General features: G+C 69.5%; 25 protein-coding genes and 2 pseudogenes. 15 read left to right on the top strand and 12 right to left on the bottom strand.

Annotation, left to right across the window (positions count from 1 at the left end; all coding sequences use genetic code 11):
• On the top strand, positions 1-1,767 hold a 1,767-nt coding region (locus tag SLP03_RS25200; protein WP_319463109.1), incomplete at its 5' end, for a beta-propeller domain-containing protein.
• 97 nt (positions 1,768-1,864) lie between these two features.
• On the opposite strand, the gene SLP03_RS25205 is transcribed toward SLP03_RS25200, so the two are convergent.
• Both SLP03_RS25205 and SLP03_RS25210 read right to left on the bottom strand, forming a co-directional pair.
• On the bottom strand, positions 1,865-3,445 hold the full coding sequence (locus SLP03_RS25205; protein WP_319463110.1) for an MFS transporter: 1,581 nt from the start codon (positions 3,443-3,445) through the stop codon (positions 1,865-1,867).
• Entirely contained in the window at positions 3,435-4,115 is a 681-nt protein-coding gene (locus tag SLP03_RS25210; RefSeq protein WP_319463111.1) for an LppX_LprAFG lipoprotein, read from the bottom strand. Before SLP03_RS25210 ends, SLP03_RS25205 begins: the two co-directional genes overlap by 11 nt.
• A gap of 996 nt (positions 4,116-5,111) precedes the next feature.
• Here SLP03_RS25210 and SLP03_RS25215 point away from each other — a divergent pair.
• Positions 5,112-5,525, top strand: coding sequence for a DUF2267 domain-containing protein (locus SLP03_RS25215; RefSeq protein ID WP_319463112.1), 414 nt, complete (start codon positions 5,112-5,114; stop codon positions 5,523-5,525).
• A 185-nt stretch (positions 5,526-5,710) separates the two neighbouring features.
• Complete coding sequence (locus SLP03_RS25220) at positions 5,711-6,061, top strand: hypothetical protein (protein WP_319463113.1); 351 nt, start codon at positions 5,711-5,713, stop codon at positions 6,059-6,061.
• Between the two features lie 54 nt (positions 6,062-6,115).
• Here SLP03_RS25220 and SLP03_RS25225 read toward each other — a convergent pair whose 3' ends face one another.
• Together SLP03_RS25225 and SLP03_RS25230 are read right to left on the bottom strand one after the other, a co-directional pair.
• Positions 6,116-6,985, bottom strand: coding sequence for an NAD(P)-dependent oxidoreductase (locus SLP03_RS25225; protein WP_319463114.1), 870 nt, complete (start codon positions 6,983-6,985; stop codon positions 6,116-6,118).
• A gap of 172 nt (positions 6,986-7,157) precedes the next feature.
• A complete protein-coding gene (locus SLP03_RS25230) occupies positions 7,158-7,925 on the bottom strand; it encodes a maleylpyruvate isomerase family mycothiol-dependent enzyme (RefSeq protein ID WP_319463115.1) in 768 nt (255 codons plus the stop codon).
• 79 nt (positions 7,926-8,004) lie between these two features.
• On the opposite strand from SLP03_RS25230, the gene SLP03_RS25235 reads away from it, so the two are divergent.
• Positions 8,005-8,652 (top strand): DUF2461 domain-containing protein, encoded by a 648-nt coding sequence (locus tag SLP03_RS25235; protein ID WP_319463116.1) that lies wholly within the window; start codon positions 8,005-8,007, stop codon positions 8,650-8,652.
• Positions 8,653-8,666: 14 nt separating this feature from the next.
• On the opposite strand, the gene SLP03_RS25240 is transcribed toward SLP03_RS25235, so the two are convergent.
• A complete protein-coding gene (locus SLP03_RS25240) occupies positions 8,667-9,143 on the bottom strand; it encodes a hypothetical protein (protein ID WP_319463117.1) in 477 nt (158 codons plus the stop codon).
• Between the two features lie 77 nt (positions 9,144-9,220).
• On the opposite strand from SLP03_RS25240, the gene SLP03_RS25245 reads away from it, so the two are divergent.
• From SLP03_RS25245 to SLP03_RS25255, 3 genes are all read left to right on the top strand, one after another.
• Positions 9,221-9,769 (top strand): YceI family protein, encoded by a 549-nt coding sequence (locus tag SLP03_RS25245; RefSeq protein WP_319463118.1) that lies wholly within the window; start codon positions 9,221-9,223, stop codon positions 9,767-9,769.
• 89 nt (positions 9,770-9,858) lie between these two features.
• Complete coding sequence (locus SLP03_RS25250; protein ID WP_319463119.1) at positions 9,859-10,254, top strand: nitroreductase family deazaflavin-dependent oxidoreductase; 396 nt, start codon at positions 9,859-9,861, stop codon at positions 10,252-10,254.
• Between the two features lie 125 nt (positions 10,255-10,379).
• The gene (locus tag SLP03_RS25255; RefSeq protein WP_319463120.1) at positions 10,380-11,591 is read left to right on the top strand and encodes an MFS transporter; all 1,212 of its coding nucleotides are present in this window, start codon (positions 10,380-10,382) and stop codon (positions 11,589-11,591) included.
• 27 nt (positions 11,592-11,618) lie between these two features.
• Here the strand turns inward: SLP03_RS25255 and SLP03_RS25260 are convergent, their stop codons facing one another.
• Positions 11,619-12,038: an MmcQ/YjbR family DNA-binding protein gene (locus tag SLP03_RS25260; protein ID WP_319463121.1), complete on the bottom strand. Its 420-nt coding sequence runs from the start codon at positions 12,036-12,038 to the stop codon at positions 11,619-11,621.
• Between the two features lie 191 nt (positions 12,039-12,229).
• Here SLP03_RS25260 and SLP03_RS25265 point away from each other — a divergent pair, with 191 nt between their 5' ends.
• From SLP03_RS25265 to SLP03_RS25280, 4 genes and pseudogenes are all read left to right on the top strand, one after another.
• Positions 12,230-13,345 carry an exo-alpha-sialidase gene (locus SLP03_RS25265; RefSeq protein WP_319463122.1) on the top strand — a complete coding sequence of 372 codons (1,116 nt, stop codon included), beginning with the start codon at positions 12,230-12,232 and terminating at the stop codon, positions 13,343-13,345.
• Entirely contained in the window at positions 13,342-13,656 is a 315-nt protein-coding gene (locus SLP03_RS25270; protein ID WP_319463123.1) for a MoaD/ThiS family protein, read from the top strand. Before SLP03_RS25265 ends, SLP03_RS25270 begins: the two co-directional genes overlap by 4 nt.
• A 222-nt stretch (positions 13,657-13,878) precedes the next feature.
• Positions 13,879-14,490, top strand: a complete 612-nt coding sequence (locus tag SLP03_RS25275) for a DUF6230 family protein (RefSeq protein ID WP_319463124.1) — start codon at positions 13,879-13,881, stop codon at positions 14,488-14,490.
• A gap of 80 nt (positions 14,491-14,570) precedes the next feature.
• Positions 14,571-15,946 (top strand): annotated as a pseudogene (locus SLP03_RS25280) (DUF6114 domain-containing protein).
• A gap of 32 nt (positions 15,947-15,978) precedes the next feature.
• Here SLP03_RS25280 and SLP03_RS25285 read toward each other — a convergent pair.
• Positions 15,979-16,269, bottom strand: a complete 291-nt coding sequence (locus SLP03_RS25285) for a hypothetical protein (RefSeq protein WP_319463125.1) — start codon at positions 16,267-16,269, stop codon at positions 15,979-15,981.
• A gap of 355 nt (positions 16,270-16,624) precedes the next feature.
• Entirely contained in the window at positions 16,625-17,260 is a 636-nt protein-coding gene (locus SLP03_RS25290; RefSeq protein ID WP_319463126.1) for a hypothetical protein, read from the bottom strand.
• Between the two features lie 71 nt (positions 17,261-17,331).
• Here SLP03_RS25290 and SLP03_RS25295 point away from each other — a divergent pair, with 71 nt between their 5' ends.
• A complete protein-coding gene (locus tag SLP03_RS25295) occupies positions 17,332-17,661 on the top strand; it encodes a DUF4190 domain-containing protein (protein WP_319463127.1) in 330 nt (109 codons plus the stop codon).
• A 282-nt stretch (positions 17,662-17,943) separates the two neighbouring features.
• Here SLP03_RS25295 and SLP03_RS25300 read toward each other — a convergent pair whose 3' ends face one another.
• On the bottom strand, positions 17,944-18,393 hold the full coding sequence (locus SLP03_RS25300; RefSeq protein WP_319463128.1) for a hypothetical protein: 450 nt from the start codon (positions 18,391-18,393) through the stop codon (positions 17,944-17,946).
• A 940-nt stretch (positions 18,394-19,333) separates the two neighbouring features.
• Here SLP03_RS25300 and SLP03_RS25305 point away from each other — a divergent pair.
• Both SLP03_RS25305 and SLP03_RS25310 read left to right on the top strand, forming a co-directional pair.
• Complete coding sequence (locus tag SLP03_RS25305) at positions 19,334-19,498, top strand: reverse transcriptase N-terminal domain-containing protein (RefSeq protein WP_319458907.1); 165 nt, start codon at positions 19,334-19,336, stop codon at positions 19,496-19,498.
• 229 nt (positions 19,499-19,727) lie between these two features.
• Positions 19,728-20,081, top strand: coding sequence for a VOC family protein (locus tag SLP03_RS25310; RefSeq protein ID WP_319463129.1), 354 nt, complete (start codon positions 19,728-19,730; stop codon positions 20,079-20,081).
• A gap of 135 nt (positions 20,082-20,216) precedes the next feature.
• Here the strand turns inward: SLP03_RS25310 and SLP03_RS25315 are convergent, their stop codons facing one another.
• Positions 20,217-20,669 (bottom strand): hypothetical protein, encoded by a 453-nt coding sequence (locus tag SLP03_RS25315; RefSeq protein WP_319463130.1) that lies wholly within the window; start codon positions 20,667-20,669, stop codon positions 20,217-20,219.
• Between the two features lie 585 nt (positions 20,670-21,254).
• Positions 21,255-21,926, bottom strand: a complete 672-nt coding sequence (locus SLP03_RS25320; RefSeq protein ID WP_319463131.1) for a zinc finger domain-containing protein — start codon at positions 21,924-21,926, stop codon at positions 21,255-21,257.
• Positions 21,927-21,946: 20 nt separating this feature from the next.
• On the opposite strand from SLP03_RS25320, the pseudogene SLP03_RS25325 reads away from it, so the two are divergent.
• Positions 21,947-22,158, top strand: a pseudogene (locus tag SLP03_RS25325) (IS6 family transposase); the annotation flags it as partial.
• Between the two features lie 160 nt (positions 22,159-22,318).
• On the opposite strand, the gene SLP03_RS25330 reads toward SLP03_RS25325, so the two are convergent.
• A complete protein-coding gene (locus SLP03_RS25330) occupies positions 22,319-22,870 on the bottom strand; it encodes a winged helix-turn-helix domain-containing protein (protein ID WP_319463132.1) in 552 nt (183 codons plus the stop codon).
• Positions 22,871-23,170: the final 300 nt, after the last annotated feature.

Below are 23,170 nucleotides of genomic sequence, written 5' to 3' on the forward strand. Positions count from 1 at the left end.
CCCACCAGCACCCAGCTTGCCGCACCCCGCCACCAGCGGCAAGCCCACCACCATGCCCGGAAACCACCGTGTCCCGGCTCCGCCGGGACGCTGCCGCACACGTGGCTGAGGCCGAGTTTCGTCTCAGGCAAGCTGTACGTGATCGACCCGGCCACCCGCCAGCTGACCGGGGAATTGAAACTGACACCCGGTGCCGACGGGTTCGGCGGGGCCGAAGACAGCCTGCTGCTACAGGGTGACCGGGCGCTGGTGCTGCTCCGCGAGGGGTGGGCCGGAATGGCGAAACCCGCCGTCCCGGAGGGAGGCGGGCGCCCCGCCCCGGCGGACGGCGGCTCTGCCCCGATGCCGGACGACATCGTCGGCCCCCGGCTGATCATGGTCGATCTTTCCGGCGCGCCGAAGGTCATCGGCGAATACCGGATCGACGGCAATCTGGTGGACGCCCGTCAGGTGGGCACGACCGTCCGCGTCGTGGTCCGCTCCGCGCCCCGGCTGAACTTCCCGTACCGGGAACGGGCCACCGACGAGCAGCGCACCGACGCCAACCGCGAGATCATCGACAACGCGACCGCCAACGACTGGCTGCCCCGGTACGAGGTCACCTCCGGCGGGCGAACCAGCACCGGACGGGTCGGCTGCGACCGGGTGAGCCGGCCGGCCAGCTACTCCGGCACGTCGCTGGTGACCGTGCTCAGCTTCGACCTCGGTGTGGCCACGCTCGGCGGCGGCGACCCGGTCACCGTGATCGCCGACGGCGACACCGTCTACAGCAACGGACCCCGGCTGTACGTCGCCAATGACCAGCGCTGGCGGGTGCTGCCGATGCTGACCGGGCGGAAGGTCGCATCCGATCCCAAGGGCGAGACCACCGACATCTACCAGTTCGACACCTCGGGCGCGGGTGCCCCGCGGTACGTCGCCGCCGCGTCCGTACCGGGCTGGCTGATCAACCAGTACGCCATGTCGGAGTGGGACGGACACCTGCGAGTGGCCACCACCAGTGGCCGTACCTGGGGCGACAAGCCTGACTCGACGTCCAGCATGTACGTCCTGCGCGCCGACGGCACGACGCTGACCCAGGTCGGCAAGGTCACCGGACTGGGCAAGCGGGAACGGATCCACGCCGTACGGTTCGTCGGCGGCACCGGGTACGTCGTCACCTTCCGGCAGACCGACCCGCTCTACACCGTCGACCTGCGTGACCCCACGGCGCCAAAGGTGAGCGGCGAACTGAAGATCAACGGGTATTCGGCGTACCTGCACCCGGCCGGCGAAGGACGACTGCTCGGCGTCGGGCAGGAGGCGTCCGACCAGGGCCGTGTCCAGGGCACCCAGCTCTCCCTTTTCGACGTCTCCGACCCGGCCAAGCCGACCCGGATCGCCCGGTATCACGTCAAGCAGGGGCACTCCGAGGCGGAGTTCGACCCGCATGCGTTCCTCTACTGGCCGGCCGAACGCCTGGTCGTGGTCCCACTGACCGTCTACGGCACAGGCGCCGTGGGCAACCCTGGTGCGGTGAACGACCAGAGTGCCGTGGGCAAAGCGGGCCTGCCGAGCAACGTGGCGCTGGCTCTGCGGGTCGGCGACGGCGGGTTCACCGAGGTCGGCACGGTCGACCACACGCTGGACACGGGGCGTCCCGCGGATCTGGCGCCGATCCGCCGGTCACTGGTGGTCGACGGAGTGCTCTGGACCGTCTCCGACGCTGGCCTCAAGGCGACCAGCCTCTCCGCCATGAAGACCCTCGGCTGGCTGCGCACGGCGTGACCCGCAAAGTGGTGTCCGGGGTGGCCCAGCCGCGGGCCAGGCGGCGGCACGCCAGGATCTGCTCCCGGCGCGGTGCGCGCGACAGCGGCCGGTCGGGTCATGAATGGTTGAGCGGTGCGGCCGGCAGGGCCGCCACGTCGCCTTCCCGATCGTCCGGACGATCGACGGGCCGGCCGCCGAGGGCCAGCGACGCCAGCGCGCCGAGTGCGCAGAGCAGCGCGGTAGCGGTGAAGATCTCCGCGTACTCGGTGCGTAGGGCGACCTGGATCGCGTCGTTGTACGCGTCTAGCTGCCGCCGGAACTCGGCCGCCTCGATGCCGAAGGGCAGCGGCGTGGCGAGGTCGGCGGTGAGCTCGGCGAACCGGTGCAGCCCCCACGCGGACAGCGTGGCGAAGCCCAGCAGCATCCCCATCATCCGGGCGACCACGATCGCGGCCGAGGCGCTGCCGTGCTGGGCGGCGGGCACGGCCCGCAGAGCGGCCGCGGAGAGCGGCGCGATCACCAGACCGAGTCCGATCCCGGCCAGCGCGAGGTCGGTGTCGAGCCGTGGCAGGCTGAGCGGCCCGGCGTCGTACCGCGCGGAGGCGAGGTTCGCCGGCCAGCCGGCGATGAGCCAGTAGGCGCCCGCCGCGAGCAGCAGGCCGGCGACCGCGACCCAACGTTCCCCGAGCGCGCGGACCAGCAGGCCGCCGGCGAGCGCGCCGACCGGCAGGGCGATGAGGAACCGGGTGAGCAGCAGCGCACCCCCGACGGAGTCGCGGCCGAGCACGGTTTGCGCCAGTAGTTGCAGGTCGACGATGGTCACCATGAGCGCCGCCCCGGCCAGCAGGCTCGCCCCGAGCGCCCCGAGCAGGGGGCGCAGGAGCACCCCGGCCGGGTCCAACAGGCGGGTGCCGACGCGCGCCTGCCAGAGCAGGAACGCGGCGAGTGCGGCGACCCCCGCGAGTGCCGTGCCCGGGCCCCAGGGCGGCAGCACGCCATGCTCAGGCTGCGGGTTGTAGAGGCCGACCACTAGCAGGCCCAGCGCGACGGAGAGCAGTGCGCCGCCCACGAGGTCCACACTCGAGCGGGCACCGTCCGGCGACCGCCGGCCGGCGGGCACGGTGCGGTGTACGGCGATCGCGGCGGCCAACGCGAGCGGCACGTTGATCCAGAAGACGCCGCGCCAGCCCACGAGGGCCGCCATCCCCGCCCCGTACAACGGGCCCAGGACGGCGCCGAGTTCCTGCGCAGCCCCGACCGCCCCGAGCGCGACCGGCCGGCGCGACTGGGCGAACAGGTCGCCGACGAGCGCCATGGTCACCGGGAGCAGGGCCCCGCCCGCGAGGCCCTGCACCACGCGCCCGGCCACGACCAGGGACAGCGACGGGGCGAACGCGGTCAGCGCCGAGCCGGCGGCGAACCCTGCCAGGCATGCGTGGATCACCGGCCGGCGCCCGTACCGGTCGGAGAGCCCGCCGAGCAGCGGCATCCCGGCTACGTAGCCGACAAGGTAGCCGGTGACCAGCGGGATCGCCCGCTCCAGCCGGCTGAGCGGGACACCCAGGTCGTGCACGATCTGGGTGAACAGGGTGACGAGGACGTACGCGTCGAGGGCCGCGAGCAGCACGGCCGCCCCGCCGACGCCGACGGCGACCCGCCGTCCCGCGCGCGGAGATGCGGCGGCGTCAGGGCGCACTGATCTTGACCGGGGCGTCGAACTCGCGGAAGCTGATCGTGACGGTGCCCCCGTCGCCGGGCACCACGAACGCAGTTCGGTACAGCAGCCGGCGATCTGCACCGACCCACAAGGTGCCGGCGATATCGGTCGTGATGCCGGGCACTAGGGCGGCGAGCGCCTGACCGCTGAGGGTGACGGCCACCTTGTACGCCGCCGCGCCGCCCACCGACTCCCGACCCTCGGTCCGGGCCGAGGTCGCCGTGGCGAGCAGGTGCGCAACGCCCCGGTCCGGGTTGAGGATCGCCGATGGGTCGTACACCGATGAGGCGAGCGCGAGCGGTAGGCGCTGCCAGCCGCCGGTCGGGCCCTTGACGTACAGGGTCTGCCCGGAGATGACGAAGCCGAACTCGGCGATGGCGCCGGCCTGGTCGATCTGCGCGGTGCCCTCCGCGTCACCCTGCTTGGTGATCACGCCGTCCGCCCCGCGGATGCCGAGGCTCTTGACCGATCCCTTCGACTTGATCGCGAATCGCGCCGTGGTCACCGTGCGCATCTCAGCGGCGGCCGCCGCGACCAGGTCGGCACCGGCTGGCAGCGCATCGGCCGAGGCCCGCCCCTTGGACGAACCCGTGCAGGCGGCGAGGGCGGACAGCAACAGGGCGAGCGCAATCGCGAGGAGTCGGCGCATACGGCGATGCTAGGCCCGCCGGACGACCGAGGTCTACGCCGCGCTCTCCCGGCCGGTCGGATCAGCCCGGCCAACGGCCGGGGAGCCGGCGAACCCCTCCACCCCAGCCCGCCTCGTCGGTGCGCTCGGCGCATCCTCCTGGCGCGCCACGGCCCCAACACCTGCCGGAACGCGAAGCCGGCGATCAGGCCGGCTCCGAGCCGAGCAGCGTCCCGACCCGGCTTGCAGAGCTCTGGGCGACAGGCAAAGCGCTGTCCGGCGGACGGGGGCGTATTCGCGTCGGTGCGCCGACACCCATCGTCGACGAGGCCATTCTGTTCGTAGAGGTCCTTCACCCGTCGCCGCTGTCTTGAAGCCCCGGGCGTCAGCGCACTTGATGGCCGGCGCGGAACACGGCCGTGACGGCGCGCAGAGCGGTGACGTCGGCGAGGGGATCGCCTTCAACGGCGACCAGGTCAGCGTCAAAGCCGGGAGCCAGCCGCCCCTTGCGACGTACGCCATCGGGTCTTCTGCGACCTGCTGATGCCCGGCGGCCGGCGCTGCCTGCTCCGCGCCGACCACGACGGCCCCTGCGCCCGCCGCCTGCGCCGCTGACCCGGCCTCGCGACTCCGGCCCGGCAATTCGCGGCCGCCTCACGGTCGACCAGCTCACCCTCCCGATCGTCGGAATCTCGAGGAGGTCGCCGTCGGGGAGCACCTGCCGGTTCGCCCGATCGGGATGAGGCATCGTCACCCCTCTCCGGGGCAGGCTGTCGAGCGAGGCAGGAGTTCGCCCCGGCCCTTGAGGTGAGGTGCCATTGACGGTACGCGTGTGCAAGGCGCCCTGAACCCGACCGGGGCGCATCGAGGTCAGGGGTTCGTAACTCCCGCCCCGGTGTTGGCGCTCAGATGCTCGCTCCAATCCATCCCGGGCATCCGCCCACTCGGCCTCGATCGTGGAGCGATGGGACGCGTCGGCAACGGTTGGACGGCGATCCGGCCGGAGAGGAGAATCAGGTGGAATACCAGGATTTCATCAACGCAGTGGCCACGCGGGCAAAGGTGTCGACCGATCAGGCGGCGGCACTCACCCGCGCGACGTTGGAGACATTGGCATGTCGGATCAGCTCCGGCCAGGCTGAGGACCTTGCCTATCAGCTTCCGGAAGGGCTTGACGATCACCTGCGCACACCGCTTAGACATGAACAGGCCAAGTATCTGCTCGGGCTCGAAGATTTCGTGCAGCGGGTGGCGGAACGCCCGGGCGTCGACCCTGCGCTCGCCGGTGCCGGGGTCCGCGCGGCGCTCACCACGCTACGTGAGGCTGTTACCCGTGAAGAGTTCGAGGACACGGTGGCCCAGCTTCCGAAGGAGTTCCGGCAGGTGATCGAACCGGTGGGTGCCGGTGGCGGGCGGCACCCCCGCTCGTAGCACGCACAGTCGAGGCAGCAGCAGGTGTGCCCGCGCCGCACGCGGGTACGCCGCTGCCGACTGGGACCGGGGGAGGAAGCCTCCGCCTGAGCCTGACGATCGGCGCTGTCGGCAGCCCTGGTCATGGCCAGACCGGCCGTCGTGATCGGGCCCATGGCGATCCGGCGGCGGGTACGGTGAACCTTGTGGAGGATCTCGGCGCGAAGGTCTCGTACCTCGCGCTCGCCGTCGGCACCCGGGTCTACGACGTCGACTCGGCACCCGTCGGCGTGGTCGAGCACGTGCTCGCCGACGAACGGCTGGACATCTTCCACGGCGTCATCGTGGCACCGCCGGGGCCGGACCGGTACCACCGCTTCGCCCACCGGGAGCAGATCGCCGACCTGTACGAGCGGGGCGTCGTGCTGTCGGTACCCGGTGCCGAGATGCACGATCCGGGCGAGGACCCGCCGGCCGGAGTGGTCGAGGACGCGGAACACAACCCGGTGCAGGTGGACCGGCGCCGCGCCTGGGAGCGGCTGAGTCGACGCCGCTGAACCGTGCAGCCGGAGTTCAACCGCCACCTGACGGGCCTGTCGCACGGCCGGGTTTCAGGCTGATCGGGCAGTGTCGGTGATGTGCGCGATTACGGCCGAGTAGTCCCGGTCGCCGAGGCCAGCTTCCTGGGCTGCCACGACCCATTGCCGGGCGGCCGCCGCGACCGGCAGTTCGACACTTGCCGACTCGGCGGCCGACACGACCAGATCGACGTCCTTACGGGCGAGTGACAGCGCGAACCGCAGCGGGAACTGGCCGGACTCGATCGCTGGCCGCCGCCGATCCGCTTGCGAGCCGACGGGAGTCGCGGACAGGACCTCGAACGCGATGTCACGCGGCAGACCGAGCCCGTCCGCGAGAGCGAGCGCCTCACCGAGAACAGCGAGCACCCCGAAGAGAGTCGAATTGGCGACCAGTTTGGCGGCCGCGCCGGCACCGAGCGGCCCGACATGCAGCGGCGAGCCCAGCGCGCCCAACACCGGCATCCACCGTTGGACAAGCGGCTCCGGCCCTCCGACGAATATCCGCAGCGAACCCGACTCGGCCTCCGAGACGCTGCCCAGCACCGGCGCATCGAGCAGGCCAACGCCATCCGGCAGCATCCCTGCCAACCGTCGCACGGCAGCCGGCCCGACCGTGGACATCTCCACGAGCGTCGTCGAGGCGGTGGCACCGGCGAGGATGCCCTGCGGGCCCTCGGCCACCTCTTGGAGCGCCGCCGGGTCGGACAGCATGGTGATGACCATCTCGGCGCGGCGGGCAGCCTCTGCCGGACTGTCGGCAGCGACCGCGCCACGCGCCACAAGATCGCTGGCCCGCTGTGGCGTGCGGTTCCAGACAACGAGGTCATGGCCGGCATCGAGCAGCCGGCCCGCCATCCGGCTACCCATCCCACCCAGACCGATCACAGCGACCGTGGCCATGGCCCCATCCTGCCAATTTCCCCTGAGCAATGCCGCATGCAGCGCCGATTCACCTCAGGTGAAGCGCGGCGACCGTGACCGCCGCCTGGTACGAGGTGGCGGTCTTGTCGTACCCGGTGGCGACAGGGCAGACGAGCTGCATCGACAGCCGGCTGTGGGATCGTTCGTCACGTCAGCTCCAGCGAATCTGGATCTGAGATCGCCACTGGTCGACGACGTCGGATCGGCCCTCCGTGGCGATCTCGTCCGCGCGGTTCCAGAGGCTCAGGTAGACCTGCACCGCGGTGCCGGAGAACACCACGTCCGCCCGCTTGGCCTCCCCTTGCATGGTCACGATCGGGCCTTCGCTGATCCGTACCGTCCAGGCGTGACCGGTGTCGTCGGTCCTCACCATCACGGTGTACGGCTCGACCGAGTGGAGCCGACCCTTCCCTCGGGTGATGAAGCCGGTCAGAAGCTCATCGATCCCGTCGGCAGCCAGCACCGGATCGATGTCCACGTCCGACGCTCCCGGCCACCGTCCATGGACGGCCGAGATCGCGTCAACGCTGTGGATGGTCGTCTCGTGGGCCTGGCGCCGCGCCCAGAATCGGCGCGGCGGTGGGGCGTCCTTGAGGAAGACCATCGCCTGGGCGTCCTCCGCTGTCTCGTGCACGGTATCGACCAGGGCGGCGAGGCCGTCCGAGTACCAGCGGAGCAGATCGGCGGCGGCCTTGCCCTCGGCCTGTGAAGCTGAGGTGTCGTGGTCGGTGTCGCCGCGCAGGTTCGCCGCCGCCCATCTGTGCACCATGCCCTGATGGGTCACCAGCTCGGTGACATCCCAGCCGGGACAGGTGGGGACCGTTGCATCGAACCCAGCTGCGGCAGCCGCCTCGCGCAGGGCGGCGCCGCTGCGGACAATTGCCGCAAGGTGATCTTCCAAGCTCAGGTGTGTCGGCATGGCGGCATGCTAGAGGGGGCGCCCGGGGCACGCATCAACCATCCCGCCGACTATGGGTCCGCGCGATACCCTCGGCATCGTGGTGTTCAAGGGATGGCCAGCCGAGGCTCTGGAGTTCTACGAGGGACTTGCGGCCGACAACTCAAAGACATACTGGACTGCGCATAAGGCGATCTACGACGACCAGGTGCACGCTCCGATGACGGAGCTGCTCGCCGAGCTGGAGCCCGAGTTCGGCGAGGGCAAAATCTTCCGGCCGAATCGAGACGTCCGGTTCAGCGCCGACAAATCACCGTACAAGACCGCGATCGGGGCGGTGCTCGAGCACCGCGGGTACGTCCAGCTCTCCGCCGACGGCCTGGCCGCCGGCAACGGGATGTGGATGATGGCCACGGACCAGCTGGAGCGGTACCGCCAGGCGGTGGCCGACGACGCCAGCGGCGGAGAGCTGCAAAAGATCATTGCGGAGATTGAGCGTCACCAGATCGAGGTCGGTGGCCGGGAGGCGCTCAAGACCGCGCCGCGGGGATATCCGCGCGATCACCCGCGGGCCGACCTGCTCCGTAACAAAGGCCTGGTTGCCTGGAAACAGTGGCCGGTCGCCAGCTGGCTGGGTACGGCCGCGGCCAAGCGGCGGATAGTGGAGTTCCTGCACACCACGCGGCCGCTCGGCGACTGGCTCGATCGGCACGTGGGACCATCCAGGATGCCAGCGCGGGAGCGCTGAGCCCGCCCCGCAGCTCAACGAACTTCTCTCACATAGGGCCACCATGGGTGCGACCAGCCGGCCACGATCACCAGCGCGCCCACGACGAGTAGCGCCGGGCTGCGTCGGCGGGCGCCGACGGCCATCACCGCGTCGCCCACCAGCCTCACCGCCTGAGCGGACGGCGGCATGTGCGCCCGCACCCAGCGTCCCCGCCGCGTGCGGGCGAGGGCGCCAAGGTCCGCCAGGCTGAGCACAGCCACCGAACCGGCGACCGGCATCGCGACACGGACCACGGCGGCCGCCTTCGGTCGCGAACACCAGAGCAAGAGGTTCGAAACCAGGCTCGCGGTGACATCCGCCGAAACCTTGACCGGGTGAACCTGATGTACCAGGACACGGTCGCACAGTCGCATGTCGCCATCCTGTATCAGCACCTGCCGGCACAGCCGCCCGCTCCAGATCCCATCACTCTTCGGGCGGCGACCCTGGTCCAGCAGGCGGCTCGGCACCCGCCGCTCGGCACCCGCCGCGGACCAGTCATCGCGTCGACCGGGTGGGAAACGGTCATTTCGCCTACGCTAAGCGGGTGGCGATCAGCACCGGCATGCTGCGGTTCGGCCCGGACAACGGGCGGATGCTGCTGCGCACGGGCCGCAAGGGTGTCGGCTCGACCGTCGGCCACGACTTGACCATCGAGGTGACCGACTGGTCGGTGGAGCTGGACGTGCCCGAGACGGGGCCGGCGGATGCCACCGCGACGGCGCGCGTCGAGTTGGGGTCCTTGGCCGTGCGGGAGGGCACCGGCGGTGCGCGGCCGCTGACCGACAAGGACCGGGGCGAGATCGAGAACAACGCCCGGCGGACGCTGGACGTCGACCGCCACCCGACGGCCACCTTCGAGTCCACCCGGGTCGTCACCGGCGACGACTCCGCCACCATCAGCGGAACTCTCACTCTGCACGGGGTCGCCACCCCCATCGACGTGCAGGTGCGCGAAGTGACGCCCGACCGGTACCGCGCCACAACGGTGGTGACGCAGTCGGCATACGGCATCAAGCCGTACTCGGCCTTTCTCGGCGCCCTCAAGGTCCGTGACGACGTCGAGCTGGAGATCGAGGTCCGCCTCGGACGTTGACCGGCCTCCGTGTCCGCCGATCTCCTAACCGCTGCAGCGATCGACGTGTCGGCGGACGGTTCGATCGCGCTTGGGGGAACATGGTGGCCATGGTGTTACCCAGACGGTTGGCGCGGTTCAACCGGGTCGCCACCAACCGCGTGACCGGTCCGCTGGCCGGGTGGCTGCCCGGCTTCGGCGTCATCATCCATCGGGGCCGCCGCTCCGGTCGCGAGTACCGGACGCCGATCAATATCTTCCGGACGTCCGACGGTTACGTCGCCGCCCTGACCTACGGGATCACCGACTGGGCGAGAAACGTGCTGGCGGCCGACGGCTGTGAGGTCGAGATCCTCGGCCGGCGAGTGCGCCTCACCCGTCCTCGCCTCGTGCACGACCCCACCCGCCGGGACATGCCGCCGATGGTCCGCCAAATCGTCGGGGTGATCGGCGTGACGGACTTCCTCTATCTCAGCACCGTGCCCCAGGCAGACCACGTCGCCTAGACAGATCCACCGGGCCTCATAGGGAAGGCTCGACGTCGGCGGCGAGTCGGCGACCGTGGGCGTACAGTCTGCCGTCCTGGGCTGATCTAGGCCCGACCAGCTTGCCGGTAGGCAAGACTGCATGGGTGAGAGTCACCGCGCTCACGATCAGGTGGACGCCGTGGCGGTTCGTGACCGCGTTCGGTGCTGTCAGCCTGCTGTCGGACGTGGTGTACGAGGGCGCCCGGTCAGTCATCGGCCCCTACCTGGCCACCTTCGGCGCATCCGCGGCCCTCGTCGGGCTGGTCACCGGCGCCGGGGAGGCGTTCGCCCTGGCCGGGCGGCTGGCCACCGGGCCCCTCGCCGACCGTACCAGCGCCTACTGGCCGCTCGTCCTGGTCGGCTACGCCGTGACCATGGTCGCCGTGCCCGCTCTCGGGCTGACCACCGCGCTGTGGCTCGCTGCGGCGCTGTTCATCGCGGAGCGTGCCGGCAAGGCGATCCGCGGCCCGGCGAGGGATGTCATGATCTCCCACGCTGCTGCCGCAGTGGGCCGAGGCAAGGGCTTCGCCGTCCATGAAGCGCTCGACCAGACCGGCGGCGTTGCCGGGCCGCTGCTGGTCGCCGCCGTACTGACCGCCACCGCCCACAACTACCGGCCCGCGTTCCTCGCCTTGGCCGTACCCGCCGTGGCGGGAATGCTCCTGGTGCTCTGGCTGCGCGCCGGCGTGCCCGACCCGCGTCGCTTCGAACCGGGCCCTCGACCCGGCGCAGCGCCCGCTCCGCCGGGCGGCCGGCTACCCGGCGTGTTCTGGATCTACCTGGCTTTCACGGTGCTCACCACGGCCGGCTACGCCACCTTCGGGGTGCTCAGCTTCCACCTCGCCACGCGGCACGTCGTACCGGTGGCGGCGGTCCCGGTCGTGTACGCCGCCGCGATGGGCATCAACGCGTTCGCCGCGCTGGCCTCCGGATGGCTGTATGACCGGGCCGGCGTCCGGGTACTGGCCGCCGTACCCGTCCTGACCGCCCTGATCCCGCTGGCTGCCTTCACCACGACCCCGGCGACCGCGGTCGCCGGGGTCCTGGCCTGGGGCGCCGTGCTCGGCATCCAGGAATCCACCATGCGTGCGGCCATCGCCGACATCGTCCCCGCCGCTCGGCGGGGCACCGCTTACGGCATCTTCGCCGCCGGGTTGGGCGGGGCAACCCTGGTCGGTGGGCTGCTCATCGGCGCCCTCTACGACTACTCGATCACCGCCGTCATCATCACCGTGGCCAGCATTCAGGTCGTCGCCCTGACCATGTTCCTCACCACCGTTCGACCGGCTACCCAGGCCCGGGTTCTTCGCCAGTAATCTTCCGGATCTCCGCCGTCACCGCCGCTACCCGAGCTCGAACGGTCGGTCGACCAGGGCGGCCAGCCTCTTCGGCGCCAGAACGCAGTAGCTTTCCGTGAGCAGTTCGGCGACCTCGTCCCAGTCGACGCCGTCGTCCACCACCATGCCGACGACGTCGGCGCCCCAGCCCGGCTTGAAGAACGGGTGGCCGCTGGCGATCAACCCGGCGATCTCGCCGCCGGGCGACCGGAACGTCAGGACGCAGATCGGCTGGTCGGTCGCGGCAGCTCGGGCGTAGGCCGCCTGGTGGTCGGGGTCGACCGTGAGCACGTGGGCGAACGTGCGTTTGCGGATCCGCCAGCGCGTGCCCACCCACGCTGGCTCCTCGTAGGTCTCCGGCAGCCCGAGGCAGACGGGCCGGAGTCGGTCGAGGATCTCCGGTGGGACGTCGCCAGGGCCAGTCATGTACGGGACGCTACCCGGCCCCTCCGACAGGCCCGGCCCAGCGGAATGCTGACCCGGCGACACCGCCACGGCCTAGTTGTCGATCCAAAGACGCCGATTCGTCGTACCCGAAGAGTACGACTGACGGAGACCGACGAGTGTCGGCGTGGTGGACGGTTTCACCCAGGGGAAACGAGTGGAAGGATGAGGGGATGAGCGGCGTACGGGTGCTGGTGGGTACACGCAAGGGCGCGTTCACGTTGACGTCGGACGGCAGGCGCGGCGACTGGACGGTCGAGGGACCTCATTTCGGCGGCTGGGAGATCTTCCACCTCACCGGGTCGCCGGCCAATCCTGACCGGCTCTACGCGTCCCAGTCCGGTGGCTGGTTCGGGCAGCTGATCCAGCGGTCGGACGACGGCGGCAGGACCTGGACCACGGCGGGCAACGACTTCGCCTACTCCGGCGAGGTCGGTGAGCACCTGTGGTACGACGGGACCCCGCGCCCGTGGGAGTTCAAGCGCATCTGGCACCTCGAGCCCTCCCGCGATGACCCCGACACCGTGTACGCGGGGGCGGAGGACGCCGCCCTCTACGTCACCACCGACGGCGGTCAGAAGTGGACAGAGCTCACCGCCCTCCGTACCCACCCGACCGGACCGGCCTGGCAGCCCGGCGCCGGCGGGATGTGCCTGCACACGATCATCCTGGACCCGGTGAACAAGGGCCGAATCTACGTCGCCATCTCGGCGGCGGGCGCGTTCCGCAGCGACGACGCCGGCGCCAGCTGGCTGCCGATCAACAAGGGCCTGCGCTCCGGGGAGATCCCCGACCAGGACTCCGAGGTCGGCCACTGCGTGCACCACATCACCCAGCACCCGTCCCGGCCGGACACCCTGTTCATGCAGAAGCACTGGGACGTGATGCGCAGCGACGATGCCGGTGCGAACTGGCGCGAGGTCAGCGGCAACCTGCCGTCGGACTTCGGGTTCCCCATCGCGGTGCACGCGCACGAGCCGGAGACCATCTACGTCGTGCCGATCAAGAGCGACTCCGAGCACTACCCGCCGGAGGGGAAGCTGCGCGTCTACCGCAGCCGTACCGGAGGCGACGACTGGGAGCCGTTGACGACGGGCCTGCCGCAGTCCGACTGCTATGTCAACGTGTACCGCGACGCGATGGCGGTCGACACGCTCGACCCGTGCGGGATCTACTTCGGCACCACCGGTGGCCAGGTCTACCACTCGGCCGACGGAGGCGACAGCTGGGCGCCGATCGTACGGGACCTGCCGCCCGTGCTCTCCGTGGAAGCCCAGGTGCTGCCGTGATCCGTGTGGTCCTCCCGGCCCACCTGAAGAACCTGGCTCACGTCACCGGCGAGGTACGTCTCGAGGTGACCGATCCGGTCGAGGGTGCTGGGCCGGTCACCCTGCGCCTGGTACTGGACACCCTCGAGGCGCGATACCCGATGCTGCTGGGCACCATCCGCGACCGCCACAGCGGCAAACGCCGCGCGTTCGTCCGCTTCTACGCCTGCGAGGAGGACCTGTCGAACGAGTCGCCCGACGCAGCACTGCCCGAGCGGGTCAGCGCCGGCGAGGAACCGTTCATCATCCTCGGGGCGATGGCCGGGGGATAGCCCCGATCGAGGGCTGGACGATCTGCCTTACGCTCTGCCGGAAGTTCACCACGGAGTGTCAGCATTCTGTTAGCGTCAGATAGGCAGGGTGTTGTGATATGCGCGGCACGGCCGCACCGACATTGCAACTGAGTTACCTGCCGGTAACAGGTGGCGAGGCCCGGTGCGGGGCCGTCACATCCGCTCGGCCAACCCGCGCGACATCCACCTTGAGGAGGAATCGTGCAGGATCGGTTCGACAACCCGGGGCGTACCAGGTGGCGGCGGTTCGCCGCGATGTTCGTGCCGGCAACCGCCGTCGCCGGCGCGATCGTGTTGGGCATGGCTAACGGCGCGGTCGCGGCCTCGTTCGCGGTCTCGGGGCAGACGTTCAAGATCTCCGCCTCCGAGCTGCGCGGTGAGGGTTTCGTCCAGTTCGGCGGCATCGCCGAGGAGATCGACGGCACGAAGCACCCGGTGGCCGTCACCGGTATCCGCAACGCAAGTCTCTTCGACCTCTGCCAGTCGGTGAAGGCGCCCGGCGCTCCCGTGGTGCTCACCATCAACGCCGGTGGCGGCGGCGAGCCCGCCACCGCGACCGACCTGCTGATCGACGTCGAATCGCTCGAGGGTGACGCCCGGTTCACAAACATCAACATCGGACAGGACGCGTCGACCGTCAAGGGCGGTCCCGCCGGCGCGACGGGCGACAGGAAGGGCTTCGGCCAGCAGGCCGACACGGTGACCATCAAGAACCTCCGACAGGTGGCCCGGTCCACCCACGCCGGGACGTTCAACCTGACGGGGCTGAAGCTGAAGGTCAACGTCGGCGCGGCCGCCAAGGAATGCTTCTGAGCTGACCACCGCGGCCCGCCGAGGGCACGCTCCGCGTGCCCCTTCCCTGCCCTCGACCCCTCATCCGGCAGGAGGCATGCGTGACAACCGCCGAACCGCAGCACGTCCGGCCTGGCCGGCTCCGCGAGGCATGGGGTGGCCTGCGCCGCCGGCGGCGGACACGGCCGTTCTGGGGCGGCCTGCTCACCGCCCTGGCCGGCCTGGAGATCTTCGGCACCACTCAGATGTCGCTCCGTGGTCTCTCCTTCCAGATGGGGCCGACCGGCTTCCTCTCCTGGTTGGTCCCCGCCATCCTGGTGACCTGCGGGCTGCTGATGTGGTTCAGGCCGCAGCACCGGATCCTCTACGCCGTGGTCGCCGCGGTGACCACGCTCTTCTCGCTGATCGGGGTGAACCTCGGCGGCTTCTTTGTCGGTCTGCTGCTCGGCACGGTGGGCAGCGCCCTCGGCTTCGCGTGGGTGCCGGACCCCCACCCGACCGCCCTGCCCGGTGGCGAGCCGGCAGACGACGGGACGGTGCGGGACGAGCCGGCCGGCGACGGGACGGTGGGGGACGAGCCGGCCGGCGACGGGACGGTGGGGGACGAGTCGTCGGACGACGCGGGTCATGACCTGCCCGCCCCCGACGCAGCCCCCACGGCGCCGAGCGCGAGCAGCCGGCCCTCGTCAACGAGCTGATGTCGGGCCGGGAACCGATCGGCCCGCGCGTGGCTCAGCCGGCGCCCGCCGCGTACGAGGAGACCGGTGGGCCCGCGACGTTCCGGCGAGCCGGTGGGCCGGAGGCGGAGCGGCCGGTGCCCCGGGAGCGCGATCCGCGGTTCCTCGGGGTGCTGCTCGGGCTGCTCGGCCTCTTCGCCACTATGGCGCTCGCCGCTCCCAGCCCGGCGCGGGCGTCCGCCCTGCCCGCCCCGGCGCGGGACGGGCCGACCTGCCCGATCTCCGGCGTCGACTGCGCCCGACCGAGGCCGTCGCCGAACCCGAGCGGCGGCGTCGAGGCCGGGAAGCCGTTGCCGCGGATCGCCGCCGAACCCGGGCAGCCGGTGGTGGCGGCGACCCCGTCGAAGCTGACCGGCTCCAAGGTGACCATGACCGGGCTCCGGATCGAGGGGATCGTCGACCTGCCCACCGCCGACGGCACCCTCACGGTGCTGAAGTTCAGGATGGACCAGGCGGTAACCGACGATTTTCTGCTTCGCACGCCCGGCCCGTCCGGCCGGACCAAACGGTTCGCCGCCGACCGCTTGACGGTCAGTGGCGACGTCACCTTCTACACGACCCGTTTCGTCGGGCGGCTGCCCGGCATCAAGATCACGCTGGCCCCCGACCTGCCGTTGCCCGACGAAATTCCGATCACGTCGCCCATCCCGATCGCCTTCACCGACCCGGCCATCGATCTGGCCTTCGTGAACAGCGACACGCTGACCGCCCGGCCGAAGCTGAAGCTGGCCCTCGACTGAACTCACTCCAGCGCCTCGGTGGAATCCGGCGCTCAGTCCCGGCGCTCCTCGTCGGGGACGGGAATCTCCTGGTGCTGTTCGAGGGCGTCGGTCGGGTTGGTTTCGGCCGGCAACGAGGTGGGCCTGTCACCCTCGTGATTCGGCACCAGGACGCCTTGCTCCGCCAGGTCCGCCTCAGACGCCTCCGGTACGGCAGCCGACACCGTGTTCGGCGGACCGACCTCCGTTTCGTCCTGCTGTTGCTCCAGCGCGTCGGCTTCCGGCGGCGGTTCAGCCCGCTCGTTCCAGTTCCCAGTCATCGCGGCCTCCCGCGGTTGCGCCATACGTTTGCCTGTGCGAACCCCCTGCCTACCCGCGGCCGCCCCGGGTAGGCGCGCACCGTTTGCGTTTCCGGCTGGTAGGTGAGCCGGAGGCCGTCCCCGACCCGACCCAGCTCGGCCGGCACGGCAAACCCGTCCTCGCGCCATCGTTCGTGCAATGGCTCATGGGCCTGGACCCGGGATGGGTCACCGACCTCGACCTGCCCCGCACTGCCGCGCTGCGCGTGCTCGGCAACGGTGTCGTCCCCCAACAGGCGGCGGCAGCGCTACGACGACTGCTGTGCCCGCGGCGCGTACGCGGTGACGGGCGGGAGCCGCTCGAGAGGGCCAATTTTGAGGCCGGCTGTTCGGATTGGTTTCACGGGTGCAGCACCGCTTTGATCACCCCGTCCTCGCGGCGGTCAAAGCGCTGGTACAGGTCGGGTGCGTCCGCGAGGCTGCCGTGGTGGGTGACGATTACGCCGGGCCTGGCCCGGCCGGAGACCACCAGGTCGCGCAGCAGCCGGGTGTAGCGGCGGTCGTGGGTGCGGCCGAACCGGACCGCGACGCCTTTGCCGAAGAGCGTCCCCCACGGCGCGACCAGGTCTTCGTGGGCCGTCGCGCCGGGGCCCGGGTGCAGGTCCTTGTCCGGGTACACCCCGGCGACGGCGATCGCGCCGGCCGGGTTGACCAGCCGTGCCGCGTCCGAGATCACCTGGTCGGGGCGTTCCCGGTCGGGGAGTTCACGATCGCGGGCCTGAAACCCCACCGCGTCGACCACCTTGTCTGTCCCGCCCAGCTTCTCCTCGCCGAGGGGCAGCCCTGCCCGGGCCCGATCGTCGCGGATTTGTTCGACCGGGTCGCCGCGGCGGAAGTCGATCGGGACCGCTCCGATCTCGCCGGCCTTGTCCAGCCGGGCGTCCACCCCGTCCACGCAGTACACGACGCGGGCACCGCGGATCAGGGCCGAGTAGGCGCTGAGCAGGCCGATGGTGCCGGCGCCGAACACGGCCACCGTGTCACCGGGGGCCCGCTTGCGGGCTCCTTCACACTGTGGAGGTAGCCGCCACCCGTTCGGAGGGCAACATGACCGACCAGCCGCCGACTCAGCAACCCCCACCGGTGCCAGGCCCGACGCCGGGCTACCCGCCGTATCCGCCCTATGCGTACCCTCCGCCGGTCAACATGTACGCGATCCTCGCGCTGGTCTTTGGCGCGATGGTGTTCCCGCCGTTGGGCATCTATTTTGGCAACAAGGCCAAGAAGCAGATCGCCCAGTCAGGCGAACGCGGGGTTGAGCTTGCCACCGCCGGTCTCGTGGTCGGCTGGATCTTCACCGCCATCTACGGGCTGTTCGTCCTCGTCTGGTGCGGCTTTGTGGGCACGATGATCGTCGGCTCTACTGCCGGGAGCTAACGGTCAGGCCCGACGGCTTCGAATCCCTGGTCATACGGTAACCGTGGTTCCGACCGGACCTGGTCACATCTTGGCCCTCCTACTGCTCCTCGCCGGTCATCTGGTCGGTTCGACTCGCCACGCTGGGATGTCCTGTCATCCGCTGTCGGTGCCCGTCCTTCACGCGTGACTGCATGCGAGAAAGCGCTCAGAGATGTGGCACGGAGGGTCGTGACGGCGGGTGCTGAGGCGGAGCCGTCCGCACCGCTAACCGAGCGCTACGGGCGGCGATCGCGGCAACGGTCAGGAGACCGCAGCCTTCACCAGCTCGACGACCTTCTTCTCTACCACGGGGCTCCACTTCTGGAGCGCGTACGACACCGGCCACAGGTCCCCGTCGTCGAGGTTGGCCGCGTCCTGGAAGCCCAGGGTCGAGTACCGGTAGTTGAACTTGCCCGAGTCCTGGAAGAAGACGACGACCTTGCCGTCCGCGTTCGCGTAGGCGGGCATCCCGTACCAGGTCTTTGGCGACAGCTCAGGGGCGGTAGCGGTCACCGTCGCATGAACGCGCTCGGCGAGCGCACAATCTTCCGGCGCCATCTGCGCGATCCTGTCGAGGACCGCTTGCAGCTCGTCGGCCTTCTTGGCGCCCTTCTTGCCCTCGGCGCGCAGCTCGGCGGCGCGCTCCTTCATCGCGGCACGCTCCTCGGCGCTGAAGCCGTCGGACTCGGTCTTGGAATTCTTCGCGGGCATTTCCGGGCTGCCTTTCGACGCTAAGGCTCGGCGAGATGCCGGCCATCTGAAGGAAGGCTAGGCCCGACGACACCCTGGCGCTTCTCGATTCCTGATCGGATTGGGGGCCAGCCGAGGCGTTTGAGTAGGCGCTCTTCACTGAGGGATCGTCCGGATCTGCCGCCGGCCGGGCGTCACGGCGCGTCACGAGCGGTCGCGCACCGACGACCCGGCTCTGCCGAATTGAGGTGCGACACGAGGTCGCACGTGTTGAGTGAGTACGTCGATTGGAGGTCGGGTGTAGATGCCCGAGACGTAGCTCCCGGTCAGTGTCCGAGACCGGTCCCCGCCCTGACGTGCGTGGCTAGTAATGGCTGGGTGCGAAGCTCAGGGGAAAGCCCAAGGACTCCCGCACCGACTGGGAGTCACAGGTGAGGGGAAGGCCGAAAGGGTGAATATGGTGAACCCTCGTTGATGCCTCGTCACGGCAATTCCCCGGGTCGGACATGTGGTGCCGGGGAGATAAAGAGGCTAGCCGCTGAGAGTCGGCAGACGACGACCGAGGACTCATCTACGGTCGTGTGGATACCGTCGCCTCCGGGGTCAAGAGGGCACCCGACCCGGCCGTGTCTCACGCGTGTGGAACGTGGAAACCCCGGCACGGTCCACGACGTCCTCGGATGTCGTGGTAAGCCGACCGTGAGGAGAGCCCAACTCCGTGGCGGGAACAGGACGCCCAAGAAGCGAACGCCGGCAGGCTGAAAGGCAACGGGAAAGCGGGAACGTTTAGACCGGTCCTCCTACCGGTCGTTGTCGTATAACCGGCCGGATACCGGACCTTGTGCCCGGCTGCGAAAGCAGGCTGACGTGTGGCGGGTGAGCCTTTGACGACGACGCACCGCAACCACCCGAACCGAAGGACAAGTTAGACGCGATGACGGCTTTAGCTTTCGATGTTGCGATGGCGGCCCTCGGAGTGAACGGACCTGAGGACGTCTCTCCACAGTGGGACACCGTCGCCTGGCGGCGCCACGAGGAGAACGTACGGCGGCTACGGGGCAGGATCTTCAAGGCGACGAAGGAAGGCGACTGGCCCAGGGTCAGGAACCTGCAGAAGCACACCTGAAATCGCCCAAGCGGCTTGCTTGAGCCGTGTGCCGCGACGAGTGGCACGCACGGTTCTGAGGGGGGCGGGACGCAGCAATGCGTCCCGCCTACCCGACTGCGTGGCGCGTCGCGCTCGGTAATCTTCGTCGTGCGCCACGGAAGAATGGCCATCACCGGAGTGCGCGAGTCGACAAGCCGCAGCATTCGGAAGACAATCATGAGCATCCATTTGTGAGCAGGAGGACCACATGCGGGTCATGCGAGTTATGGCCGACCTTCGAGTGGCTGACGTTGAGGCAGCGAGGAGCTTCTACACCGACTACCTCGGGCTGAGCACCGAGGAGTTCAACATGGGATGGGTGGCCCGCTACACCTCTCCCGACAGCGGGGCGAACGTCCAACTCGTGACGCGCGACGCAACCGCACCCGAAGACCCGGTCATCTCCGTCCAGGTGGATGACGTGGAAGGTGCTTATGAAGATGCTCAGAAACTCGGCTACGAGATCGTGCACCCACTGACTACAGAGCCATGGGGTGTGCGCCGGTTCTTCGTCCGGGCACCAGACGGCAACGTGATCAACATCGCGTACCATCGGGGCTGAACCAGCGGCGCGCGGATCGGGGCGGTCAGCCACGGTCGTCCACGTGAGCGTCGGTTGCCGACATCACTCTCCTTCGCGAAAGCCGAAGACGCACGCACATCAGCCGCTGGTCGGGCGCCCGCCTCTGCATCCCGGTCAGGAACGCGCGGCGCTGGCCTTGAGGCTCCGCAGCTGTTCGACCTTGCGCTCGGCGTCCTGCCGTAAGTACGAGCCGAGCGCCGAGAGAGGCATGGCGTCTGCGTCGTCACCGAGACGGAGGACGGGAGCGTAGAGCGGCAAGCCTCCCCGTACGTCGATCTGCACGCAGTCGACCGACTGGATCGCGCTCCAGGGTGTGACCTGGTCACGGCTGTCGAAGCCGCGGACACGGACACCCTCTCCGCCGATTACCACGCCGAGTCGAAGAGCCCGCCAGATCCCGGCCATGCCGCTCGTGACGAGTAGGCATCCCAGCACGATGCCGAACCAGTCGCGCTCGGCCACTACGTCTCCGGAGGTGAAGTACGTGACGCCCAGCAGGGTCCATACAGCGAAGATCACGACCAGGACCGGAATCTGGATGCGTGGCCTGATGACGATGCGGCGCATGGCGGAACATGCTACGGCGGGGCCCGTCCGGCCAACGGCGTAGTCCAGTCCGACTGCGGCGTTGGGCCGTCGGACCAACGGATCTCCGTCAAGATCGGGCGCACGGATCTGCCGCGAGTCGCGCGGCCGGCCCTGCCGACGTCCGACTTTGCCGAGATCCGTGCGTTCCGCGGTTGGGGTGGAACCGACGGAGGCAGCATCAGGTCTCATAGACGTGATGACCCGATTTCGACTTGTCTCGGTGTTGGTGTGGACGTCCCTGGCGGCCCTGACGGCGGCATGTGGGGCCGCCACCGAACCATCCACCGCAAGATCAGGTGGGACCTCTGAGCCCGAGTCGGGTACATCGACACAGACGAGCGCGGGTGGCGATGCCGCTGTCTGGGGTCTCGGTCCGGACCAGAGCCTTCAGAGATCGTCCACGAAGTTCACTGCCCTCGTCTCGCGACTGGGCTGCAACAACGGGGTCACGGGGCAGGTCTTGGCGCCGGAAATTCACATGCGCGAGTCTGAGGTCGTCGTGACTTTCAGCGTCGCTCCGAAGCAGCCCGGTGCTGCAGCGTGCCCCGGCAACGATCAGGTCTCCTACGAGGTCGATCTCGGTGAGCCGCTGCGGGACAGAGCGCTGGTTGATGGCCAGTGTCTGCCTGGCGGGGAAGCGGTAACCACATCCTTCTGCGCCACTGGCCCCACGCGCTTCAGGCCGTAATGCCCCTCCGGGCGCGTTTCCTCCTGGCGTCCCTCAACGCACTGACATGCCGCGAAGCGGACGCTCACGGCACCTCTCGGTGTCAGCAAGAGGCGGCGAGGGAGCGGTGTTCTAGGCTGGGGTTCGGCGGGTCCGGGAAGTGGCTGTTCCGAAGTGTTGACCATGGGGATCGGGTCGGCCGCGCTGGAATGAAGGGTCACCCCCACGTGTCCTCCCGGGCCCGTCCTCGCTGCCGTGGCATCCTTGATCATCTGCTTGTGGACGACGTCGGACAGACGTCGTTTTAGGCAGCGCATGGCTTCCATCGGAGTCTTGGCCGCGGCGAGTTTGCGCCGGCAATACGCACGCCCCTGGGTGTCGTGGCGCAACTGGACGATGGCCATGATGTGCAGGACATGGTTGATGCGCCGGTTTCCGGCCCGGGACAGCCGGTGGCGTTTCTGGTCGCCGAACGAGGCATCCAGAGGCGCGGTGCCGTTCCAGGAGGCGAAGGGCACCGTTGCATTGAGCGTTGGCAAGATCGAGGCAGCCTTGAGCAGTGAAGTCATCGACCCGGCCTGACCCGTGGCTGCCTCCGAAGTCGGCGTTCGCCGGGTTCCGGTTCCCGTCCGAGGTGATCGTGGTCGCGACGCGCTGGTATCTGCGGTTCAACCTGTCCTATCGCGACGTTGAGGGAGTTGCTGGTCGAGCGCGGCGTGGAGGTCGACTACGTTACGGTCTACCGCTGGGTGCAGCGGTTCACCCCGCTGCTGGCCCGACGCCGCCCGATTCTGCCGCCACTCGCACGCCATCCTCACCTGCCGGCTCCCCACTGACTGACCTGCTCCTCGGTTCGCAGCGCGACGTGGTGACTGGTTGCGCAGTTTGCCCGCCGGTGGACCACGCCCTGTTCAAGGGACCGGCGAGATCCGGGACGCCGGTTACCCAGGTCGGGCAGGCTTCACGCACCGCTGACGTTTGGTCGCTGGTGGTCGGTCAGCCGGAGCCCGACACCGCGCACCGCGTCGATGGTGACGCCGGTGCCGAGTTGGTTGAGCTTGCGCCGCAGCCGCTTCACCAGGGACTGCACGTCCGCCTTGCGCCGCAGCCCCTCGTCACGCCAGACCGACCGGTGCAGCTCGGCGTAGCTCCAGACCCGGACCGGTTCGGTATTCAGGCAGGTCAGCAGGTCGTGTTCGAGTCGGGTCAGGTCGACCTCGCGGTCCCGCCAGCGGGCGGTGGACCGGGCCGAGTCGATCAGCAGTGTGCCGGGCACGGCGGCGGGCGCCCGCGTGGACGACGCCCCGGGAAGCTGCTGCGGGGCCGCGATCAGCCTGCGCAGCTCGTCGAGGTCGGCGACCAGCAGCAGTGGCGCGATGCCGTCGAGGCGCTCCGCGAGCCGGATCCGCTCGGCTGGCGACGGCGTCACCGCGATCAACAGCGGGAACAGTTCCTCGGCCGGATCGGACCCGCCCGGCATGGTGCTCTCGTCGTCCTCGGTCACAGCACCCACCCGGAGACTGTGGGCAATTTCTGCCCAGCTTCGTCGTGACCGTGACAATAATTGTCAAGCTTGCCGCCAGCCAACCAGCCGATAGTGACAAGTTGCTTACGTGACGTGCTTGATCGTCCTTTCCCCTAGATCATAGTGTCCACACAGGCACCCGGCGTGACCCGCGCGGTGCCTGGGGCATGGGGGGTTCGTCAGTTCCGGTTCCGTCCAGACGGCAGATGAGTCTCCTGCACCCTTCACCATGGCTCGATCAACCCCGGGTCGTTCTGAGGGAGGCGTGGCACGATGCTGAGACGTCCA

This window comes from Micromonospora sp. RTP1Z1, from assembly GCF_033804685.1.
Lineage (GTDB): Bacteria > Actinomycetota > Actinomycetes > Mycobacteriales > Micromonosporaceae > Micromonospora.